Genomic DNA, 21305 nt, shown 5'->3' on the forward strand with positions numbered 1-21305 from the left:
AAGCCTGTGGAATCGTTCTGGCGGGGACTTGAAGTTATCTGAGTTCAAGTCTAGTCAAGAGGTTGAGAAGCAGGAAATCCTTGGTGTGAACCAGGGAATCTCCCTGCATACCCGATAGGGTTGCTGGGAGAGGATGTCAACTGTACCCGATCGCTCGGCAGGCGATCGATGGTCTGGGTTTTTTTATTCGTTTTAATACGGTTTCGGCAAAATAACGAGGGGCGTGGCATCGATTAAAAAAACAATTCAAGGAAACCCCGGCGCGATCGCCGCTCGTTAAGATAACGGGTCGCGTTGGGGTTTCTCACTCTCGAGGAGTTTCGTGTAGTTCGCGTTGAAACCGTCGAACTAGATCGCGGCGAAGTACTCTTTAGAAGCCACGGGATCGGGTTTCATCGTCCGTTCGCCGGGAGTCCAACCAGCCGGGCAAACTTCGTCCGGGTGTTCTTGGACGTACTGAATGGCTTGCAGCGTCCGCAGGGTTTCGTCCACGTTCCGACCGAAGGCCAGGTTGTTGATGGTGGCGTGTTGGACGATACCGTCTTTGTCGATGATAAACAGACCGCGCAGCGCCACACCCGCATCGGGGTCGAGGACGTTGTAGGCCGAGCTGATTTCTTTTTTGAAGTCGGACACCAAGGGATAGTTGAGGTCGCCGACACCGCCGGATTTGCGGTCGGTTTGAATCCAAGCCAGGTGGGAAAATTCGCTGTCGCAGGAAACACCCAGCACTTCAGTATTCAGCTTGCTGAAATCTTCGTAGCGATCGCTGAACGCCGTGATTTCCGTCGGACAGACGAAGGTGAAATCTAAAGGATAGAAGAACAAAACGACGTATTTGCCGCGATAGTCAGACAGTTTAATGGTTTTGAATTCTCGATCGACCACCGCCGTCGCGCTGAAATCGGGGGCGGCTTGACCGACGCGCAGGCATCCTTCTTGAGTCATTGATATTTTCTCCTATTATTTCTCCAGACCGTGACGGCTGCGATCGCCAATGCGATCGCGCGTCCTGTTCGTGACGACTGTGAGTTACGAACTGTTACAACTCTATCATAGTCATAACGATTTTGAGATATTTTTTCAAGCGATCGCCCGAGGCTCGTCGGGCTAGCTCGGTCTCTGTCTATCCTCGCCAGCTAGTTTAACGAGGATCTGACCCGACACAAAATCGAGCCGAGTTCGCGATCGCTCCAGGTTAAGATCCCAGCAGACCCAACTCGAGGGTTTGGGTCGCACGCACCGCGAAACCCGACTGTCTATCTCAGTAACCCCTTTTGCTCTCTCAACTCGGTCGAGCGATCGCCTCCACCGTAACTTCTAACTATGGACATCCTCGAAATTGTCAAACGGGACTACCAAAACTTCCCCGAACACCAAACCTACGACATCTACGCAGAGGACGTATACTTCCGAGATCCCCTCAACCAGTTTCGCGGACGCGATCGCTACCGCCAGAACATCGACTTCATCCGCACGTGGTTCAAAAACGTACGACTGGACTTACACAGTAGCGATCGCACCGACAACCGCATCGAAACCCGCTGGACGCTTCACTGGAACTCACCGCTTCCCTGGAATCCCCGCATCTCCATCCCCGGCTGGAGCGAACTCCAACTCGACGACACCGGAAAAATCATCAGCCACATCGACTACTGGAACTGCTCCAAATGGGATGTCGTCAAGCAGCACTTCCCCATCGGAAAACCGTAATTCGTTGCATTACCGAATCCCAAGAAAACCGCTAGAGTAAAGAAGTATGTAGCGATTCTCACAAAAGGAACCGGACGATGCGAATCATACTCATGACAGGGAAAGGTGGCGTCGGAAAAACCTCAGTCGCCGCCGCAACGGGATTGCGCTGCGCCGAACTCGGATACAAAACCCTCGTACTCAGTACCGACCCCGCCCATTCCCTGGCTGACAGTTTCGACATGGAACTGAGCCACGAACCGCGTCCGGTGCGAGATAACCTGTGGGGTGCCGAACTCGATGCCTTGGTCGAACTGGCCGATAACTGGGGTGCCGTTCAACGCTACATCACCCAAGTCTTACAAGCTCGCGGACTCGAAGGCGTCCAAGCCGAAGAACTGGCTATTCTCCCCGGAATGGATGAAATTTTCGGGTTAGTCCGAATGAAACGCCACTACGACGAAGGCGAGTACGACGTGCTGATCGTCGATTCGGCTCCGACTGGAACCGCATTACGTCTGTTGAGCATTCCCGAAGTCGGCGGGTGGTACATGAGACGGTTTTACAAGCCGCTACAGGGAATTTCCGTCGCGCTGCGTCCCCTCGTCGAACCGCTGTTCAAACCCATCGCTGGCTTTTCTCTCCCCGACAAAGAAGTGATGGACGCCCCTTACGAGTTTTACCAACAAATTGAAGAACTCGAAAAAGTCCTCACCGACTCCAACAAAACCACAGTACGTTTGGTGATGAACCCCGAACGTATGGTCATCAAAGAATCTCTTCGCGCCCACGCCTATTTGAGCCTGTACAACGTCGCGACGGATTTGGTAATTGCCAACCGAATTTTGCCCGACAGCGTCAACGATCCGTTTTTCCAACAGTGGAAAGAACAACAGCAGCAGTATAAAGCAGAAATTCACCAAAATTTCAACCCGCTCCCCGTTAAAGAAGTGCCGCTTTACTCTCAAGAAATGTGCGGACTCGAAGCCCTAGAACGTCTAAAAAATACCCTCTATGGCGATGAAGATCCCAGCCAGGTTTACTACCGAGAAAACACGATTCGCGTCGTCCAGCAACCCGACTATTACTGCCTAGAACTGTATCTTCCCGGCACGCCGAAAGACAAAATTCAACTGTCGAAGACAGGAGACGAACTCAACGTTCGGATCGGCAACCATCGCCGAAATCTAGTATTGCCACAAGCCTTAGCTGCGCTTCAACCCTCGGGTGCAAAAATGGAGGACGACTATCTCAAAATTAAGTTTACTGAAGCTGCTCGCGTTTGAGACTCGTCTGACGGACATTCAGAGTAGACTAGAAGTAGAGCAGATCGGTCGGTAACGGGTCATGAAATCCTCTGTAAATGTTACGAAAAATATTGCGAAACCCACGCTACTTCCGGGTACGCTGCGGCGCGTCCATCACGTAGCCCTCAACGTGAAAGACATCCAAGCCTCGCGGCGATTTTACGGCGAAATGCTGGGACTGCGCGAGTTGACGGGAAACGAAATTCCAGCGACGCTTAGAAGCTTGTCGAAATCGGGTAAAGTCGCGAACTTCGTGACTCCAGACGGTCTGATTCTGGATTTGTTTGCAGAACCAGAACTGTCGCCTCCCGATCCCGATCCGACGCGCGAATTTACTCGGGCGAACCATCTCGGCTTTGATATTCATCCAAAGTACTTCGATCGCGCGGTGGAAGTCTTGCGTCAGCACCACGTCCCCATTTCTCACGGACCGGTGAGTCGCCCGACAGGACGCGGCGTGTACTTTTACGATCCCGACGGCTTTCTCATCGAAATCCGCTGCGATCCCGCCGTCGAAGAGTCATGAGAAAAAAACTTACGATCGCACGGGATGCTGTCCGTAAAACGGAACCACGTCCGACCAATGAGGGCGTTTCCCCTGTCGGTATTCGAGATAAGCCAGAGCGAGAAGACTGTCGGTCGAGCGAGCGAGGGTCGTTTCGTCGGCTTTAACGAGAGTGTAGGGCGTCTTCAGGTTGTCGAGGGTCTGTTGCCACGCATCGGCGGTCGAGACGCGATCGCTTTGAAGAACTGCCGTCTCGCCGGAAGGTTCGACGCGATAAATCCCTGTAAACAGTTGTTCTCGGGCGGCGTTCAGTTGGACGGCTAAATGAATCGCCTCCCCCACATCAGGGTGCGTCATACCGTGCGATCGCGCCACCGCCGCCAGCGTCGAAATGCCGAACAGCGGGATTTCTAACTGCTGGGCGAGCGTTCTGGCCGTGACGACACCGATGCGCGTCCCCGTAAAGCTACCGGGGCCTTTCGCTACAGCTACGAACCCAATATCGAGCCAAGTTTGAGGCGGGAGAAACTCCGCCAGGGTGACGTGTAAGTGAGTTGACAGTCCCCGGCCGAGATCCCAGGTTTGGCAGCGGCTGTCACCGCGAAAGTTGTCAACGGCCAAACCGAGTCGTGCAGTGGTGGTATGTAAAGCGAAACCGTAGTCTTGGGTCATTCTGCGATCGTCAGGTATCCTGTTTCCAGTTCTCGTTATCTCAGTCTTCGTTATCGCATGAGAGTTTTCGTGCGAGTTGTCGGGGTTGGGTTTTCCCAACCTCCTAACATTGGAACGGAGTCTTTAAACTGTCATAAAATAAGAGTAGCTCGTACCCTGTCGGTCGCGATCGAAAACCGAACGGTTTGCTCGAGCCGACCTTCAATTTTTTACTGAGTTTCGAGTCCAGAGGCAGTCAGTTTCGACTCGTTTAAATTGGCAATTTCAAACAGGACGTTTGCAATGGGTTTTTTCGATTCAGAAATCGTACAACAAGAGGCCAAACAATTGTTTGAGGACTATCAAGCCCTCGTACAACTCGGCAGTAAATACGGCAAATTCGATCGAGAAGGCAAAAAGCAGTATATCGATCGCATGGAAGAAATGATGGAGCGCTATCGCGTTTTCATGAAGCGATTCGAGCTGTCAGAAGACTTCATGGCTCAAATGACCGTACAACAGCTCAACACCCAACTCAACCAGTTCGGAATTACGCCCCAACAAATGTTCGATCGGATGCACGAAACCCTCGAACGGATGAAAACCGAACTCGAAAAAAATCCGAATTAAACACTCGTCCTCTCGAGGACTGCTTTAGGGGCGATCGAACTCTGTCGGAGACTTGAACTCCACCACCGGCTCGTTCGCCAGCGCTTGCTGCATGAAATCCCGCCACACCGGAGCGACGAACCCGCCACCCGTTGCACCGTAGCCGAGGGGGGCGTTGTTATCGTTCCCCGCCCACACTGCAACCGCCAGTTGTGGCACGTAACCGACGAACCAAATATCTCGTTCCGAAGACGTGGTTCCAGTTTTCCCAGCAGCAGGTCGTCCGATCTTCGCATTAGTCGCCGTGCCTTGCTCGATGACGCCTTGCAGCGTGCTATTCAGCGAAGCCGTCGCCCAAGGATCGAGAACCAAACTCGGTTTCGGCGTGTTATCGAGCATAATATTGCCCGCACTGTCGGTCACCTGAGCGATGAGGGTCGTCTCCGACTGCCAGCCGTTACTGGCGAACGTAGCGTAAGCCGCCGCCATCTCTAACGGCGTCAAATCCACCGATCCCAGCGGCAGCGAAATCACCGGATCGATGGGGCTTTCAATTCCCAGAACCCGACAGATTTCAATGACCTTATTCAACCCAACTTCCTGACCGATTTTGACTGCCGGAATGTTGAGCGAAACCTCGATCGCCTTGCGAATACTGACCGTTCCCGAAAAACTGCCCCCATAGTTTTGAGGAATATAGTATCCATCCCCGTCGGGATACTTCACCGGACTGTCGTTCACGGGGGACTCCGGCCCGTAATTGCCCGTTGCGAAGGCCGTATAGTACACGAAGGGCTTAAACGACGATCCCGGCTGGCGGCGAGCTTGCGTGGCGCGGTTGAACTGGCTGGCGTCGTAATCGTACCCGCCAACGATCGCCTTCACGAAATGCGTCCTCGGATCGACTGCCACCAAGGCCATCTGGCCTTCTTCGTAACTGTAATACAGCCCTTGTTCGTAAAGCCGCTGGTGCCAATCCCGCACCGTGCGTTCCGCCATGCGCTGCATTTTCAGATCGACCGTGGTTTGAACGCGCATTCCGCCTTTGAGCAGGGCATCGCGTCCGAACCGCTCTGTGAGTTCCTTGACCACCGCTTCCGTGACGTAAGGTGCCTTGCTAGTTTGGAACGAGGTAATTTGTCCCAAGCGAAGCGGTTGCTGTTTGGCGTCCTGCGCCTCTTGCGGCGTAATCCACTTGAGTTCGACCAAACGGTTGAGAACGATCGCCTGACGCTGCTTGGCTAACTTGTAATTCGTAAAAGGACTGAACTCTTCGGGGGCTTGAATCAACCCGGCCATCATCGCCGCTTCCGCCAACGTCAAATCGCGCGCCGACTTGTTGAAAAAGCTTTGTGCGGCCGTTTCGGCACCGTACAGGTTGTGACCCCAGTACACTTGGTTCAAATACAGCTCGAGCAGTTCGTTTTTCTCGAGAATTTGTTCGATACGAATTGCGAGAACCGCTTCGGCCACTTTCCGGCTAAACGTCTGTTCCGGCGTCAGAAACAGGTTCTTCACCAACTGCATCGTTAGGGTAGACGCCCCTTCGACAGTTTCTCCCGATTCCAAGTTCGCTAAAAACGCCCGCAACACAGCACCGGGATTGATGCCTTGGTGAATGTAGAAATGACTGTCTTCGATGCCGAGAACTGCCAGTTTCAAGTTATCAGAAATCTGGTTGAGGGGGATGACTTCCCGGTTAGCTTCGTCGTGAATGCTGTAGAGTAGTTCTCCGTTAACGTCGTAGACGTGACTGGTTTCCGTGGGCATATAGCTACGCAGCACCCGCACGTCGGGAAGGTTGCGGAAACTGATCGCCAACCCCACCAGTCCGCCAGCGACGACAGAACTGCCTAACAACGTGGTCCCCAATAGGGTACTCGCTGTTACTTTTCCCACCGATTGGACGAATTGGAAAAGCCGCACGGGAATTTGCGGTTTTTTTTCTCGAACAGCGTTCGTTGACACGGCGGTTTTCCCTCCTCCACGGACGTACTTCGTTCGACGATCGCGAGACCGACAGCTTGGAACTGGACATACTTTACACTATAATTTTGCCGATCGCTCGAGAGGCGAAACTGAGATCGATCTCGATGTCGAATCCCTCGGACAAACGACGGGCGAGCTGTTTCTTTAAAACACGATGCCCGTCTGACAGAGTTAACTCATGAGGGGTTCGGGGAGCTATAAGTCCCGCGCTGCACCTGAAAGGTCAGCGTCGGGATACATGGACTCCCCTTGAAAAGTCGATTCCCCTCGATGGGGATGAGACAAGCATTTACCATTAGCTATAGTCTGTGGTAAGCTGTAGGTATGCTGACCATGAACTACACCTACCGAATCTATCCAGATGCCGCCCAGCAAACTGACCTGCTGGAGTGGCTTGAGACGTGCCGAGGCGTATATAACTACGCTTTGCGCGAACTCAAGGATTGGATAGCTGCGCGTAAGTGTCCGATAGACAGATGTTCGCTGGAGAAGGAATACATCGTTCCCGCCGACGAACCTTTCCCGTCCTACCATCGTCAGCAAAACAATCTGCCCAAGGCCAAAAAGAAATTCCCGCATTTGGGCAAGGTACATTCTCAGGTGTTGCAAACTACGATTCGCAGGCTGCACGATACCTGGGATGCGTTTCGGAAACGGGGGTATGGCTTTCCCCGTTTCAAAAAGTTCGGACAGTTCAAGTCCTTTGTCTTTCCCCAGTTCAAAAGTAATCCTATCAGCGGCCACGCCATCAAGCTACCGAAAATTGGCAACGTCCCCATCAACCTGCATCGCCCCATCCCTGACGGGTTCAAAGTGAAGCAGGTAAGGGTGCTGTCCAGGGTGCGGGGTACACAATGGTATGTTGTTGTCACCATCGAGTCGGACGTATCGGTTCCCGATGTTCCGCCCCACGGTCGGGCGATTGGAATTGACCTGGGGTTGGAACGATTCTTGACCGTATCTGATGGCAGCTACCAGGCGTCTCCCAAGTTTTTCAAGTCGAGGCAACGCAAGCTGAGATGGCTGCAACGCCGAGCGGCTCGAAAACAGAAGGGATCTAAGAACTGGGAGAAGGCACAAATCGAAGTGGCCAGAATGCACCATCGGATTGCCAACCGTCGCAAAGACTTTCACCTGAAGACGGCTCACCAGCTTTGCGACCAAGCGCAAACCCTCTTTGCAGAAGACCTCAACATCAAAGGGTTGACGCGGGGGATGCTGCGAAAAGATTGTGTGGATGCTGCTTTTGGACAATTTTTGTCTCTGACCGAATGGGTGTGCTGGAAGCGTGGGGTCTACTTTGCTAAGGTTGACCCCAACGGAACGAGCCAAACCTGTCCCAACTGTCTGGCAACTGTTAGGAAGGGGTTGGAGGTCAGAGAGCATTATTGTCCTGAGTGTGGGTATCGAACGCATCGTGACCATGCCGCAGCCGAGATGGTTTTGCATCGTGGACTAGAGAACGTAGTAGCCCAGGGACTCTGGGGAACGGAAACAGCCTGTCAAGTCGAGCGAGCGGATGCCGAACTCGGTTCGGCATCCTTCGAGTCGAGCGTCGGTCTGTCGGGGGTCTATGACCTAGATAAGTGGCGTGGGGCAGGAATACCCAATCGTGAGGTTGGGAAGCCCGCACTGTACCCGTAGGGTCAGCGTCGGGAGGATGTCACTCTGTTATCATAACGAACTCAATTCTAAGCGATCGCACAGCCGAAGCGATCGCCGTGTTTTGAATAGCTGCACCCACACCAGACCCACTATGACTTCCGACCTGTCTTGGTTGTACCGGGGAACGGAGGAAATTTTTCCCCACGTTCCCGACTCCGACGACGCAACCGAAAATCTCGAAGCCCTTTTAGCGAAAACCGATCGCCCGTTGCGGGTCAAATTGGGCATCGACCCCACGGGATCTGACTTACACCTCGGTCACAGTATCCCGTTTCGCAAGTTGCGGGCGTTTCAGGACGCCGGCCATACCGCTGTCGTCATTATTGGCGATTTTACCGCTCGCATCGGCGACCCGACGGGGAAATCAGAGGTTCGTCGCCAACTCACCTCTGAGGAAGTGCAGCATAACGCGAATACCTACCTCGAACAACTGCGGCCGATTTTGGATTTCGACACGCCGGGACGGTTGGAAATTCGCTATAACTCGGAATGGCTCTCGGAGTTGGATTTAGCGAAAACCCTTGAGTTGCTGGGGACGATGACCGTCGGGCAAATGTTGGCGAAAGAGGGGTTCGCCCAACGTTACGAGAAAGGCAATCCCATTTACTTACACGAGTTTTTCTATCCGTTGATGCAGGGATACGATTCGGTGGCGATCGCGGCGGATGTCGAACTCGGGGGAACCGATCAAAAATTCAACCTGGCTGTCGGACGGGATTTGTTGCGGCATTTTGGGAAAAAGCCCCAGTTCGGCTTGCTGCTTCCGATTCTCATCGGCACCGACGGAACGCAGAAAATGTCTAAGTCGTTGAACAATTACGTCGGGTTGAAAGAGGACGCTCTGTCGATGTACTCGAAGTTAGAAAAAACGCCGGACGCGCAAATCGAGCAGTATTTCGAGTTGTTGACGAAACTTCCGTTAGATCGGCTGCCGGAAAATCCCCGAGAACGGCAGAAATTTCTCGCGATCGATATCGTGTCGCAGTATCACGGAGAACAAGCGGCCAAGGAGGCGCAACAGGCGGCGATGTCCCTCGTGGGCGGCAGTACGTCGGGAACTGAAGAAGCCGTTCCCGAGTTTTCCTTGGCTGAAGTGGAGTTTCCCGCCAAGCTCTTTTATATTTTGAGCGCCAGCGGCTTGTGTAAAAGTAGTGGAGAAGGGCGGCGTCAAATTCAAGGGGGCGCGGTTCGGTTAGATGGCGATCGCATCTCTGACGTTAACCTATCGTTCGAGGCGATCGCGCAACTCGACGGGAAAGTGTTGCAAGTCGGGAAGAAGAAGTTCGTGCGCTTGGTGAAATAAGCGCGACATTGGAACGGTTACAGTGGGAACTCGCATCCACAATGTCCAAGTAACGCAAGTGGTCGATGGCGATACGATCGAAGTTCGTATCGACGGCCGACAAGAGTTCGTGCGTTTGATTTGCGTCGATACGGAAGAAAGCACGCCCCATCCGTCCCCGGAAACGGCAAAACCGGTAACGGAGGCGGGGTTGGCCTCGGCGAAACTGGCGCGGGATTATTTTACGCAACCCAACGGCCAGTTGTGTCGCGTGGATTTGGAATTCGATACCGACGATCCCCCGGAGGTCTGTTTGGAGGCGCATCGCGGTAACTGTAGCCGTTTGGTGTGTTACGTCCACCGAGGCGACAGTCTCTACAACCTGTATTTGATTGAAGAAGGCTGGAGTCCGTATTTTACGAAGTACGGGCGATCGCGGCTGTACGATCGCGCCTTCACTCAGGCTGAATTCGACGCCCAAATCCATCAACGGGGGATTTGGAACCCAGACGTGAACGAAAACGGAGCGTCGCGCAATTACAGCAGTTTGGTGGCGTGGTGGGCGTATCGCGCCTCGATTATCGACGAGTTCCGACGCCTCGGTTCTCAAAGCACGGCAATTTCGATTCAACTGGACTATCCCCAGCTTCTCGACGCCATCGACACCCATCGCGATATTTGGGTCTTTTGCGATTTACAGGGGGGCATCCGCAAGCGCGTCGAAGGGGGGGCGATCGTGTTTACCGGATCGCGATTGTTTCCCTTGAAGTTATGGATTCCGACGGCTTCGAGTTCTGACGGCCTGATGTTAGTCCGCGCGATCGTCTCTCGCTATGCCGGACGGGGGCGCGGCTATGCTTACATACGCGGTCGCGTGACCATGCACCGCGGCCTGCCGCAAATCGTGTTGCGGGAACTCTCGCAATTGTCCGACGTGCCGCCACTGCTGGCCGAGTCCGATCCTCGCGGCGATCGGGCGATCGATTATCCCCAGCAATCTGTCTCATAAAGAATTGTAAACTCAAGTTGATAACTTTCTTTACATTTTGCGTTTAGAATGTAGGAACTGGCTTGAACGCAAAATTTAAAACAAAATTTAACAAACTGATTTAGTAAACTCTTCTCGTTTCAAAATTGCAAAACGCCACAAACCCGCACCTTCCTCGAGAAGATGTGGGTTTTTCCGTAAAGTCCTTAAAAACGCGTTGGTTGCTGTTGCGTTCCCCTTTTACAGCAAACAGCAAATAGCGAACAGCGAACAGTGAGGACAGTGGGCAGTTGACGGTTTCTCCCCCATCTCTCCATCCCCCGATCTCCTCATCTCCCCAGCCGCTCGCTAGAAGCAACGCAGCGAAGCGTCTATCATGGCTAGGGAACTGTAGCAAACCCGCGCTCGGGGTAGCCGCGCTGCTGTCGAGCCGTCGTCCGATCGATCGCCTTTACGACTATAGGGTAAACACTGATGGAGCAAAGGGAACCACAATTGACCAACGGCGAGACCGTCAACGATCGCACCGTCGAAACTCTCTTGGCGGCACTGACCCAAGATCTCAAGCATCTCCAGCAAGATCTGATCGTTCAGCTAACGCGAGACGTCACCCGTCTCCAATCGGAAAAAACACGACTGCTGAGCGATATTTCCGATCTCGAAACCCGGCAACAACAGCTTGCCCCTGAAGTTCCCCCTTCAAGTTCAGAACCGACTCGAGGACTGGAAACCGAAGAAGACCGTCAGGCGTGGGTGCGGCAACTGGCGCAATTGGTGGCGGGAAACCTCGAAGACCAACTCTCTTCACGAGTCGAAGAACTGGTGAGACAGCGTCTGGCGACGGTCGATCCGCCGCCGAACTCTCAAACCGACCGATTGCGCGACTCCGTCGATCTCAGCTTCCACCGCAGCTACAGCGGACTGCGTCAAGAACTCGACAGCTACCGCAGCGATCTCTGCCAACATCTCGATCGCCTCCACACCTTGCAACAACAAGGGGAAGCCATTCTCGACACCCTCGTCAGTCGTCTGAGTCACGAACTCCGAGACGAAGCGATTCGCGTACCGCCACTTCCCCAACCGGCAAACGGTTCTGTGTCGCTGCCTCAAGGCAGTCCCGTTGTTTCCCCGTCTCCCACTCCCTCGTCTAGTGACGGTCAAACAGCGCCGACCCGGAGCGATCGCGGCGAAGTTGACTCTCCCGTTACCGAGGTAGACGCAGAGGTTGCCCCCCCTCCTCGAGACAAGCCACCGACTGCACCCACGGCTCCCTCTCAAGTCCGAACGGGTTTGTTACTGGCACTGGCCTATGCTGCCGTTCTGTCGCTGTTTAACATCAGCATCAAAGTCATTCTCAGCGAACGGACGATTTTCGGACTGTTTGACTGGGGTGGCATTATTACGCCGAGCTTGGGCAACTCCATGCTGATTCTGTTTCTCCGCATGGTGGTTGTGGTGTTGCTCATGCCCATCTTGGCGAATCAGCTTTATCCGCAATGGTGGCAAGATATCCAGCAGTTTCTACGGCCGGAAAACCGTAAGCTGCAATCTCAAGTGGCCGGAAGCGGTTTTGCTCTGTTTTTGTCCCAAGTCTTGATTTACATTGCCATCGGTAACATCCCGACGGCAGTGGCGATTACCCTATTCTTTATTTTCCCCGTAGCCACGGTTCTCGGGGCGTGGGTGTTCTTTGGCGCCAAACCTACAGCCATCCGCAGCGTCATCATGGCAGTGATTTTGTTCGGGAGTATTACGACGGTTCCCGACTTCTTCAGCGTTTTTTCGAGTGCCGGTCTCAGTGAAAGCGGGTTTTTGCTGGGGAGTTTTACAGCAGTCGGTTCCGGGATCGCCTTCGCCGGATACGTATTGCTGACGCAGCTTTGCGGGAAACAGTTACACCCGATTCCCTTTAGCTGGGCGAATTTTTCGACGGTGTTTGTCTTTTCGTTCTTGGGACTGTTCGTCGCGGCGATCGCCAACTGGGGTATCGAAGTTCCGCAAGACAATTTCACTGCGTTAATTGGCGGTGGGATTTGGCTTGGGGCGCTGACGCTGGTGAGTTACGTCCTCAACAACTTCGCGATCAAGTATGCCGGTGCTGCGTTAGCCTCGATCGTCGGTGCAGTCGGCCCGGCTTTAACGGCACTGTTCGGCTTGATTATCATCGGCGAAGAACTCGCCATCGACCAAATTGTTGGAATGTTTATCGTGACGGCGGGGGTCGTGGGATTGAGTTTGGAGCGAATGTTCCTCTCGAAGAAATAGCCGCAGTCAGCAGCGATCGGTCGCGACTCACCCATGAAAACAGTTAACCGATCTGGACTTACGCGATTAAGCCTTACCCACACCAAATGTAGAGGTCTACTACGACCCTTTCCTACGACCCTTCTGAGTTTTCTGCACCGCTAAGCCCTCAGTGGTACAGAAAACTTTTCGAGATCGGGGATTGACAAAAGACATAAAATCTGTTAAAGAACTCAGGCCAGATCCCCGGCATCTCCAAGATGCCGGGGATCTCCGGGATCGGAGGCAAGCTTGAGTCCTCGATTCACCTGACGATCTGGGCGTCCACTCTGGCTTGATACAAGGCGCGGAGTAAACGCCAGGCTTGATGGGAATAGAGGGGCGTCGGTAGGGTTGTCGGGAGGCGATCGAAGATCTCTCGCGCCTCTTTGAGACTGTACCCGGCGATGCGGGAAATGGCGTTAGCCCCTTCAAAGGCACTATCGGGAGTAATGGCGCGAGTGACGCGAATCCGGGTGTTGCGATCGAATCGAGAGCGATCGCCGTATTCGACGCGGCGCAAGCCTTCGCTAGTGGCTAACACGATCAGGCGATCGCCCACTTCCAACACGATATCGTCGAGGGGCATCAACTTCGACGAACCTCGGAATCGCTGGTGCAGTAACGGAACCACCCCATACCCGTAGGCGACATCCGCCAACATCAACCCGTTGAGGGTATCTCCGGCTTCGACTCGATACTCCGTCACCAACACCGTCGTATCGTTAAGACGCAGCAAACTGAGAATCTTCTCCCCGAACGCTGCCCCAGCAAAGGCTTCGGCAGCGACAGCGTAAGCACAGATAATTTGGGCGGTGGGAAACAACTGCGCTAAATCTTCGCTGAGACGTTGGTGTTGGGTGCGAATGGCTAAACGGACTGTCGGGTTGGCTTCTCGGGCGATAAGGGCGACTTCAGTGTTGGTAATTTCTTCGTCGGTTAACACCAGAACGCTTTGGGCGTCGGCGAAGTTAACGTTCGGTAGCACTTCTCGAGGGGAACCGATTAACAGGGGAATTTGGGGGAGGATGTGGGGATCGAGATCGGTGTTGAAGGCGACGCCGACGATCGCCTGTTGGAACGACTGTAACAGAGCTGCGACTCGCTGTCCGACGCGTCCCAAACCGACGATAACGATGAAATCCCGCGTCGGAAGGGGCGGGCGTTGTTGGGTAAACTGAAATCGCGCCGAGAGTAGGGCTTGGGTGAGGAGAGCGTAGAGTACCCCCACGAACGCCGTTCCCGCTAAGGTGAGTAGAAGTCCGAAGGATTGCAACCAGTGGGGAATGTCGAACGGAAGGGGGGTAAAGTCGCCGAATAAGTCGGAATAGCCCCCCAGAAGCAGGATCGCCGTGGCGTAAAATGCTGACATCCAAGTGGTTTCGGGATAGTAGCGATGAAACAGTACCGTTCCGATTCCCAGCAAGGCGAACACAGTGATTCCGCAGACGATCGCCACTCGCCACGCGCGATCGCTGGGATTCGACCAAATTTTGACCCACAGGCGTTTGAGTGCGTGGGGGTAGAAGCGACGCCAGGGAGACTCGAGGCGATCGCTCTTTCGGTTTCTGGGGCGGCGAAACGTCCAGCGATCGGTGGTTTCGACATACACCACTACGTCTGAAGGACAAATCTCGGTTTCGGGATGCCAGCAGTGGAACGGTTCGGCGGTATCTTGCCAGTTGCCCGAATGGGCTAACATCCGTTGAGTCCGGCTGTTGAGTTCGTAGAGACTGCGCCCGCACCAGGAATGAGACGGTTCGATTTTGCGGCGTACCACCCGCAGCCAGGTTCCGTCGAGGTTGAAAAAGCCTAAAGTTTTGGCGGAAAGGGCAGCCAAGGCGAAGGCTGTCACGGGAAGTTGCGTCGGTTCGAGGGCGATAAAGTTACCCAGTTGTCGCTGCAAAAGTTGGTTGAGGGTGTCTTTTGCCGATCGCACCACGAGACGAGTATGAGGGTTGAGGCGACGCACGGCGAGGGCGGTTTCGATGTTGATGGCTTCGTCGCTGGTGACGAGGAGAACGGCGCGACAGCGGTGGATTTGGGCTTGCTCGAACACGTGGTTCTGACGACAATCGCCGATAATGAGATCGTCGAGCAACTCGGGCAGGTTGGGGATGTCCCAGTAACTCGGTTGCGTGAGTTCGATTCCGATAACGCGCACACCGAAGTCTTTGAGTGCTACGACACACTGTTGTCCCATGCTTCCCAAGCCACACACGAGGAAAAGGTCGAGTTCGGGGAGTGCATCGTCCGACATCAGCCGAAATTAAAAGCGGGTCGATCGTCGATCTGATTATGGCATTGGTGGCCGGCGATCGATCGAGGAAGGGTAACGTGTTGGGTGCATCTCAATGGATGTAAAAACATGAGTCTGGGGTAGGTTGGACTTCAGCAACGCTGCCGCCCAGGGGTGAAGCGATCGCGAAACCCAACAACAGCTCAATTCAATGCAGAGACTCCAACTTGATATAATTTATTTTTTTAAAATTCCCCATTAAATTGTTTTTTTGCGGTGAAAATTATCTTTTCTGGCTTGTATTAAATTCTATCTTTACCTAATTCATTTGACCCGAAATCACGCTGAAGTTGCTGACGCTCGATCGCCTCGAATAATGCTTTAAAATTTCCTTCACCAAATCCTTTTGCTTCTCGTTTTTCGTCATCATAAATCCCCATACGTCTTTCAATTACCTCAAAGAAAAATGTCGGCTCGGGAAAAATGGGCTTCGTAAACGTCTGAAGTAAAAAAGCAGGCTTTTTAGACGGTATCCAATCGACGAGAATTTCTTGTTGTCGAATATGCTCGAACTCCTCAAAATCTAAATTAAACCCCGGTTTCCGACAAACACGATCGAAGTAAGTGTCGGGAACTTCTAAAAAATCGACCCCCGCGCGACGCATCCGAGAAACGGTTTTCAAAATATCAGAGGTTCTTAAAGCAATATGTTGAAGTCCCGCCCCGTTGTTAAACTCTAAAAACTCTTGAATTTGGGAATTTTCCGAGGTGGGTTCGTTGATGGGAAGCTGAACCCCCGTTTCGGGATGTACCATAACTTGGGAATGCAGCGACGAGCGATCGGTAGCGATAGAAAATTGCTGTTTGGGGACAAATCCGAAAATGTCTCGATACCAGTTGACGGCTTGGGAAAATGCGATCGCTTCGACGTTGAGAACCAGATGATCGATCGCCTCAAACGTCCCCGATTCGGAGGTTTCAACTTCGCCGTAACCTTCGATTAACGTATGACGCAACGAACCCCAGGCGGCGATTTGGCTGCGACGTTCTTCGTGTTTGACGGTGGGCGATTCGAGAAGGGGAAATCGGGAAAGTGGGTGAGGCGATCGCACGACGCGATCGAGAATTTTTTCTAAATTCCGAACCCGAAACGCTACATCTGCAACTCCTGGGGGATGTTGTTTTAAATACGCGGCGACCGAACTGGTTTCGTTCAGCGGCGACGAGAGTAAAAACCGCAAACCCCCCGTTTGCAAAATTTCGGTGTGGGTGTCGTCTGTCGTCTGTTCCCCCACAGCAAGAAATCCTAGGCGTTCGACAAACTCGTCGCGAACGGCTTTTGCATTTTTAACGTAGAAGTGGACGTGGTCGATCTGTACCATATTTAGATAACAACTCGACAAAATCGGTAGGGAATGGGCGAAATTACACCGGAACTCGAACGACTCCTCGACAAAGACAGCGTTTGTACTTGGGAAACTCTCGAGGAAACTTCCCGTCAGCGTCTCCAACGGGCGATCGCCGGGAATCCACCTGCTTGTATTGTTTATCCCAAAACCTCAGAGACGTTAGCGACGGTGATGGCGACGTGTCATCGCCAGGGTTGGCGGGTGTTACCGATGGGAAACGGGAGTAAACTGCACTGGGGCGGCGTCGTCGAAGATGTCGAGGTGGTGGTCAGTACGAAACGGCTCGATCGCATCGTCGAACACGCAGTCGGCGATCTCACCCTCACCGTCGAAGCTGGAGCGACGTTACACCATCTCAATTCAATTTTGGCGCAATCTCGACAATTTCTCGCCCTCGATCCGAGTTATCCCGACGACGCTACCCTCGGAGGAATTGTCGCCACGGGGGATATGGGAAGTTGGCGACAGCGATATAACAGCGTTCGCGATCGCCTGATTGGGATTTCCTTTGTGCGATCGGATGGGGAAATCGTCAAAGCGGGGGGGCGAGTGGTGAAAAACGTCGCTGGCTACGATTTGATGAAACTTCTGACGGGTTCTTACGGAACTTTGGCGATCGCGACACAGCTAACGTTTCGCTTGTATCCGATTCCCGAAACTTCTGCAACCATCGCCCTCTGTGGAGAGGCTGAGGCGATCGCCAGTGTCGCACAAACGATTTTAACCTCGGCGTTAACACCCACAGCGATCGATCTCCTGTCACCGGGAATCGTCAAATCTTTGGAATTGGAAAGCGGTTTCGGGGTGTTGGTTCGCTTCCAAAGCGTCGCCGAAAGTGTCCAACAGCAGATCGATCGCGTTCGAGAACTCGGCGAAACCCTGGGGTTGACGGCGACAAGTTACCGCGACGACGCCGAAGCGAAATCAGAAACCGACTTATGGGAGCGATCGCGAATTCTGATTGAAACCGACGATCCCGAAACTCGAGTTCTCGGGAAAATAGGAATACGCCCCACCTCAGCCGTGGCTGCGTTGCAGTATCTCGACGAACAATTTCGCGGAGAGGCGATCGCTGTGGTTCACGCCGGATGCGGTTTAGGGCGAGTTCGCGTTCCCACGCCACTGGCGACAACCTCGAACTTGCTGAACCTGCGAAACCACCTCCAAAACAACAGCGGCTTCCTGACAATTCTCGAAGCCCCCCAATCTCTCAAACGCCAACTCGACGTTTGGGGCTATGTCGGAAACGCTCAAACCGCCATGCAGCAAATTAAAGCCAAGTTCGATCCTCAGAACCGACTGAGTCCGAAACGGTTTATCGTTTAGGTTTATCGTTTAAATATTACTGCCGATCGATACTGCATGGAGCTTTAATCGATGAATAAACTCAAAACCCAATTCGCCACTGTGGGAGAACTCGTCTTTTCCCCCAACACCGGCGAAACTTACTCCAAAGCCTTCCAACTGACTTGGAACATCGTTAAAGAAACCGCCCTGTTGTTGTGGATGATGTTCTGCTTAGTATTTCTCATTTTCGTCTGGGGATGGGGATACGCTACCCAAATCGGGAGAAACGCCAAGGTTTGGTATGAAAACCAAGAACGCCGCGACCACGAAAATCTATTCAACGAAGCTGGAAAAGCCCTCCTGTCAGCGAGTTCGTCGGGAACCGCTTTCGCGATCGATCGGGCTAAAGAACAGTTAGGAATCGAAAACGATCCCCAACCGATTCAGGCGATCGAACCCCTTCCAGCTAACGAAACGGTGACTGTCACCAGTTCCGAAAGTTCCGAGTCCGACGAGACAACCGTAAAAACTCCTTTAGAAACGACTTCAGAAACTTCTCAAGACAAAAGTTCGTGATAAAGCTCCTCTGGGCGGGAGAGGTGAGGGCTGAATACCGCCAACCTCCCCACCAGTAAAAGCTTAAGCGTTCTCTCGCAGCCAGACGGAGTCCGAACCGACTTTCTCAAAGACCTCGAAGACTCCGTCTTTCTGTTACGAGGCTCGTTTTCGATAAATTTTCTTCAAAACCGTTCGATCGCATCCTCACCCTAAATATGCAAACTCAACCGAACCCCACTGAAACCAACCGCATCCCTGCTAAAAATAGTAATTTCCTCCAACAAAACCCCCATCTCGGCGAACTCCCGAAAGACGGATTCGATTCGCAAAATCCGCCCAAACCGGAACTGATCGACACCTGCGTTCACTGCGGCTTTTGTCTGGCGACTTGTCCGAGTTACCGCGTCATCGGAAAAGAGATGGATTCGCCTCGAGGACGTATTTACTTAATGGATGCGATTCACAACGGCGAAGCCGAACTCGAACCCGCTACGGTTCAACATTTCGATTCCTGTTTGGGGTGTCTGGCTTGTGTCACCACCTGTCCTTCTGGCGTTGAATACGACAAACTCATCGCCGCTACTCGTCCGCAAGTCGAACGCAACGTCTCGCGATCGATCGGCGATCGCCTGATTCGCAGCCTTATTTTTAACCTGTTCCCTTACCCCGATCGCCTGCGTCCGCTGTTGTATCCTCTGATGGCGTATCAAAAGTTAGGATTGCAGAAATTTATGCGATCGACGGGATTCCTCAACCGCTGGTTTCCACGATTGGGGGCGATGGAGTCGATTCTCCCGCAAATTACCCCCGACGCCTTTAAACCCAACTTTCCCGATATCATCCCCGCCCGAGGCGAAAAACGCTATCGCGTAGGAATGCTGCTCGGCTGCGTCCAACAACTGTTTTTCAACCCCGTTAACGAAGCCACAGCCCGCGTTCTCACCGCCAACGGTTGCGAAATCGTCATTCCCAAATCTCAGGGCTGTTGTGGGGCGTTACCCGCCCACCAGGGACAAGAAGCCCAAGCTCAAGCACTCGCCCGTCAAAACATCGATAGTTTTGAGGAAACGAACGTCGATTTCGTCATTATTAATGCGGCGGGTTGCGGTCATACGTTAAAGGAATACGGTCATATTTTGCAAGACGATCCGGTTTACCGAGAGAAAGCTGAAGCTTTTACGAACAAAGTCAAAGACGTAAACGAGTTTTTAGCGGCGGTGGGCTTGACGACGAAGTTACATCCGATTGCGGATGAAGAGTTGGCGATCGTCTATCAAGATGCGTGTCATCTCATCCACGGTCAAAAAATTAGTTCTCAACCGCGAGAACTCTTGCGTCAAATTCCCAACGTTACGTTACGAGAACCTTTAGATGCGGCGTTATGTTGTGGGAGTGCGGGAGTTTATAATATGTTGCAGCCAGAAGTGGCTGACGAGTTGGGACAGCAAAAGGTCGAGAATTTAGCGAATACGGGAGCTTCGTTAATTGCGTCGGCGAATCCGGGGTGTTCGTTGCAAATTCAGAAGCATTTGGCTTTGCAGGGTCGCGAGATTCCGTTACGCCACCCGATCGAGCTGCTGGATTTGTCGATTCGGGGCGAGATGTTGGGGGTTTAGTTTTGGCGGCGACGGGATCGCCATCGGTGAAGTCCATCTTCTCGATCGGCGATCGCCGCAGCAAGCGATATCCCGATCCTGCGATCGAACTTACTCAATGTTGGGGAAACTGATTCGATGTTGGCGATCGCCGACGACGATCGGAGGAGGTTGAGCTTCTCGAGTTGAAAACTTCGCATGATTTTCTCGATAAATCCTGGAACTCTTGATTTTACGTCGATTTCAGAAGCTCTTATCGAAGATCGTATCCCCAAAAGAAGATTGATTTTCGTTAAATTTTGCTGCGTCTGGATGAAAGTTCAGGGTTTTGGACGGCGAGTTTCTGTTTTTTTTAACTTTTTGAATCTTGCTTTTTAAGCACTTTTTGTTTATAATACAAAAAGCTATACTTAATTTAAATTTCTGTCAAGTGTGTCAGATCGAACGGAAACATAAGTAGATCGAATATAATGAAATATTTAATTACATAAGTATAAATAAGCTTAAAAAATAGTTAAAAATACCAATACAAAAAAACAATCTAAATTGTATAAACTGATACATTTTTCTGTCGATTAGCAGCAGAAACGCTTTCTATACAGAGAAGTTTACGCTGTCATCGCCTGTTTTCTAGTGAATTCACGGGGATAAAATCAGTTAAAATTCCGTAAAAACTTCGATTCACTTATCCTATTCCTCTGTTTTATAATGGGATAAAGCCTGAATTCGATCGTTAAGGGCTGGTATTTGCCATTCCGCTGACTTACAAAAACGATAAGTCAGTGGCAAAAGCATCGCCAGTTTAGCACTCGATCGAACACTTCGTTGTCTCAAGAAACGCTTAAAGTCCGAGGTTCTTTCCGGGCGCGTCCTATCGCAACTTAGCCCTGTTATAAGCCGAGCATGTTAATACAATCTAGATTTATCTAGGGCGTGTCATCAATTAAATTCAGATTCCACTTAGGGAAAGGCTTTCAGCGATTTCAGTTTCAGATCGGATTAAGCCTGAAATTCAGTGTTGGCAAGGAGTCCACAGCTAATTGGTGACAGACCTTAGAAAAAATTGAAGCTTGTCGTTTCTTTTGAATCGCTGAAGTCCTCAGTGAAACTCAGCAAATCCGCCCAAAATCTACGTCTTACATCGAACTGTAAACTCGATCGAGCGACGTGCGGGTAAAAATTTAAAGCGTATCGCTCAAAAAATAAGGTGGCTTACTTCCATACTGACTAAAACTCGAGCCATCTC

General features: G+C 52.4%; 17 protein-coding genes. 11 read left to right on the plus strand and 6 right to left on the minus strand.

Annotation, left to right across the window (positions count from 1 at the left end; translation table 11 throughout):
- Window positions 1–348: 348 nt before the first annotated feature.
- A complete protein-coding gene (locus POG22_RS14150) occupies window positions 349–948 on the minus strand; it encodes a peroxiredoxin (RefSeq protein ID WP_017660465.1) in 600 nt (199 codons plus the stop codon).
- A 378-nt stretch (window positions 949–1326) separates the two neighbouring features.
- On the opposite strand from POG22_RS14150, the gene POG22_RS14155 reads away from it, so the two are divergent.
- The 3 genes from POG22_RS14155 to POG22_RS14165 all read left to right on the plus strand — a co-directional run bounded on the left by POG22_RS14155 (window position 1327) and on the right by POG22_RS14165 (window position 3525).
- The gene (locus tag POG22_RS14155) at window positions 1327–1713 is read left to right on the plus strand and encodes a C6orf136 family protein (protein WP_498905973.1); all 387 of its coding nucleotides are present in this window, start codon (window positions 1327–1329) and stop codon (window positions 1711–1713) included.
- A gap of 77 nt (window positions 1714–1790) precedes the next feature.
- Entirely contained in the window at window positions 1791–2978 is a 1188-nt protein-coding gene (locus POG22_RS14160; RefSeq protein ID WP_063715483.1) for a TRC40/GET3/ArsA family transport-energizing ATPase, read from the plus strand.
- A gap of 61 nt (window positions 2979–3039) precedes the next feature.
- Window positions 3040–3525, plus strand: coding sequence for a VOC family protein (locus POG22_RS14165; RefSeq protein WP_063715484.1), 486 nt, complete (start codon window positions 3040–3042; stop codon window positions 3523–3525).
- Between the two features lie 9 nt (window positions 3526–3534).
- On the opposite strand, the gene tsaB is transcribed toward POG22_RS14165, so the two are convergent.
- A complete protein-coding gene (tsaB, locus tag POG22_RS14170; protein WP_063715485.1) occupies window positions 3535–4176 on the minus strand; it encodes a tRNA (adenosine(37)-N6)-threonylcarbamoyltransferase complex dimerization subunit type 1 TsaB in 642 nt (213 codons plus the stop codon).
- Window positions 4177–4458: 282 nt separating this feature from the next.
- Here tsaB and POG22_RS14175 point away from each other — a divergent pair, with 282 nt between their 5' ends.
- Entirely contained in the window at window positions 4459–4785 is a 327-nt protein-coding gene (locus tag POG22_RS14175) for a DUF1825 family protein (protein WP_017660459.1), read from the plus strand.
- A gap of 24 nt (window positions 4786–4809) precedes the next feature.
- On the opposite strand, the gene POG22_RS14180 is transcribed toward POG22_RS14175, so the two are convergent.
- Window positions 4810–6732 carry a transglycosylase domain-containing protein gene (locus POG22_RS14180; RefSeq protein WP_063715486.1) on the minus strand — a complete coding sequence of 641 codons (1923 nt, stop codon included), beginning with the start codon at window positions 6730–6732 and terminating at the stop codon, window positions 4810–4812.
- 345 nt (window positions 6733–7077) lie between these two features.
- Here POG22_RS14180 and POG22_RS14185 point away from each other — a divergent pair, with 345 nt between their 5' ends.
- The 4 genes from POG22_RS14185 to POG22_RS14200 all read left to right on the plus strand — a co-directional run bounded on the left by POG22_RS14185 (window position 7078) and on the right by POG22_RS14200 (window position 12953).
- Window positions 7078–8397 carry an RNA-guided endonuclease InsQ/TnpB family protein gene (locus POG22_RS14185; protein WP_498905976.1) on the plus strand — a complete coding sequence of 440 codons (1320 nt, stop codon included), beginning with the start codon at window positions 7078–7080 and terminating at the stop codon, window positions 8395–8397.
- Between the two features lie 112 nt (window positions 8398–8509).
- Window positions 8510–9721 carry a tyrosine--tRNA ligase gene (tyrS, locus tag POG22_RS14190; protein ID WP_063718006.1) on the plus strand — a complete coding sequence of 404 codons (1212 nt, stop codon included), beginning with the start codon at window positions 8510–8512 and terminating at the stop codon, window positions 9719–9721.
- Window positions 9722–9743: 22 nt separating this feature from the next.
- Entirely contained in the window at window positions 9744–10709 is a 966-nt protein-coding gene (locus tag POG22_RS14195; RefSeq protein WP_063718005.1) for a thermonuclease family protein, read from the plus strand.
- Window positions 10710–11162: 453 nt separating this feature from the next.
- Window positions 11163–12953 carry a DMT family transporter gene (locus POG22_RS14200; protein ID WP_063718003.1) on the plus strand — a complete coding sequence of 597 codons (1791 nt, stop codon included), beginning with the start codon at window positions 11163–11165 and terminating at the stop codon, window positions 12951–12953.
- 283 nt (window positions 12954–13236) lie between these two features.
- Here POG22_RS14200 and POG22_RS14205 read toward each other — a convergent pair whose 3' ends face one another.
- Entirely contained in the window at window positions 13237–15231 is a 1995-nt protein-coding gene (locus tag POG22_RS14205; RefSeq protein WP_498905978.1) for a potassium channel family protein, read from the minus strand.
- A 281-nt stretch (window positions 15232–15512) separates the two neighbouring features.
- The gene (gene hppD, locus POG22_RS14210) at window positions 15513–16592 is read right to left on the minus strand and encodes a 4-hydroxyphenylpyruvate dioxygenase (RefSeq protein ID WP_498905979.1); all 1080 of its coding nucleotides are present in this window, start codon (window positions 16590–16592) and stop codon (window positions 15513–15515) included.
- A 33-nt stretch (window positions 16593–16625) separates the two neighbouring features.
- Between hppD and POG22_RS14215 the strand changes: the two genes are divergently transcribed.
- From POG22_RS14215 to POG22_RS14225, 3 genes are all read left to right on the plus strand, one after another.
- The gene (locus POG22_RS14215) at window positions 16626–17945 is read left to right on the plus strand and encodes an FAD-binding oxidoreductase (RefSeq protein WP_063718000.1); all 1320 of its coding nucleotides are present in this window, start codon (window positions 16626–16628) and stop codon (window positions 17943–17945) included.
- A 51-nt stretch (window positions 17946–17996) separates the two neighbouring features.
- The gene (locus POG22_RS14220) at window positions 17997–18482 is read left to right on the plus strand and encodes a hypothetical protein (RefSeq protein WP_063717999.1); all 486 of its coding nucleotides are present in this window, start codon (window positions 17997–17999) and stop codon (window positions 18480–18482) included.
- 197 nt (window positions 18483–18679) lie between these two features.
- Window positions 18680–20080: a (Fe-S)-binding protein gene (locus POG22_RS14225; RefSeq protein WP_498905981.1), complete on the plus strand. Its 1401-nt coding sequence runs from the start codon at window positions 18680–18682 to the stop codon at window positions 20078–20080.
- Here POG22_RS14225 and POG22_RS14230 read toward each other — a convergent pair.
- Entirely contained in the window at window positions 20077–20259 is a 183-nt protein-coding gene (locus POG22_RS14230) for a hypothetical protein (protein WP_498905983.1), read from the minus strand. The genes POG22_RS14225 and POG22_RS14230 overlap by 4 nt on opposite strands.
- Window positions 20260–21305: the final 1046 nt, after the last annotated feature.

Source organism: Geitlerinema sp. CS-897, assembly GCF_028368005.1.
GTDB lineage: Bacteria > Cyanobacteriota > Cyanobacteriia > Cyanobacteriales > Geitlerinemataceae > Baaleninema > Baaleninema simplex.

Coding starts and splice junctions, on each gene's coding strand:
- POG22_RS14150 (WP_017660465.1), bottom strand. CDS start 948: ATGACTCAAGAAGGATGCCTGCGCGTCGGTCAAGCCGCCCCCGATTTC.
- POG22_RS14155 (WP_498905973.1), top strand. CDS start 1,327: ATGGACATCCTCGAAATTGTCAAACGGGACTACCAAAACTTCCCCGAA.
- POG22_RS14160 (WP_063715483.1), top strand. CDS start 1,791: ATGCGAATCATACTCATGACAGGGAAAGGTGGCGTCGGAAAAACCTCA.
- POG22_RS14165 (WP_063715484.1), top strand. CDS start 3,040: ATGAAATCCTCTGTAAATGTTACGAAAAATATTGCGAAACCCACGCTA.
- tsaB (WP_063715485.1), bottom strand. CDS start 4,176: ATGACCCAAGACTACGGTTTCGCTTTACATACCACCACTGCACGACTC.
- POG22_RS14175 (WP_017660459.1), top strand. CDS start 4,459: ATGGGTTTTTTCGATTCAGAAATCGTACAACAAGAGGCCAAACAATTG.
- POG22_RS14185 (WP_498905976.1), top strand. CDS start 7,078: ATGCTGACCATGAACTACACCTACCGAATCTATCCAGATGCCGCCCAG.
- tyrS (WP_063718006.1), top strand. CDS start 8,510: ATGACTTCCGACCTGTCTTGGTTGTACCGGGGAACGGAGGAAATTTTT.
- POG22_RS14200 (WP_063718003.1), top strand. CDS start 11,163: ATGGAGCAAAGGGAACCACAATTGACCAACGGCGAGACCGTCAACGAT.
- POG22_RS14205 (WP_498905978.1), bottom strand. CDS start 15,231: ATGTCGGACGATGCACTCCCCGAACTCGACCTTTTCCTCGTGTGTGGC.
- hppD (WP_498905979.1), bottom strand. CDS start 16,592: ATGGTACAGATCGACCACGTCCACTTCTACGTTAAAAATGCAAAAGCC.
- POG22_RS14215 (WP_063718000.1), top strand. CDS start 16,626: ATGGGCGAAATTACACCGGAACTCGAACGACTCCTCGACAAAGACAGC.
- POG22_RS14220 (WP_063717999.1), top strand. CDS start 17,997: ATGAATAAACTCAAAACCCAATTCGCCACTGTGGGAGAACTCGTCTTT.
- POG22_RS14225 (WP_498905981.1), top strand. CDS start 18,680: ATGCAAACTCAACCGAACCCCACTGAAACCAACCGCATCCCTGCTAAA.
- POG22_RS14230 (WP_498905983.1), bottom strand. CDS start 20,259: ATGCGAAGTTTTCAACTCGAGAAGCTCAACCTCCTCCGATCGTCGTCG.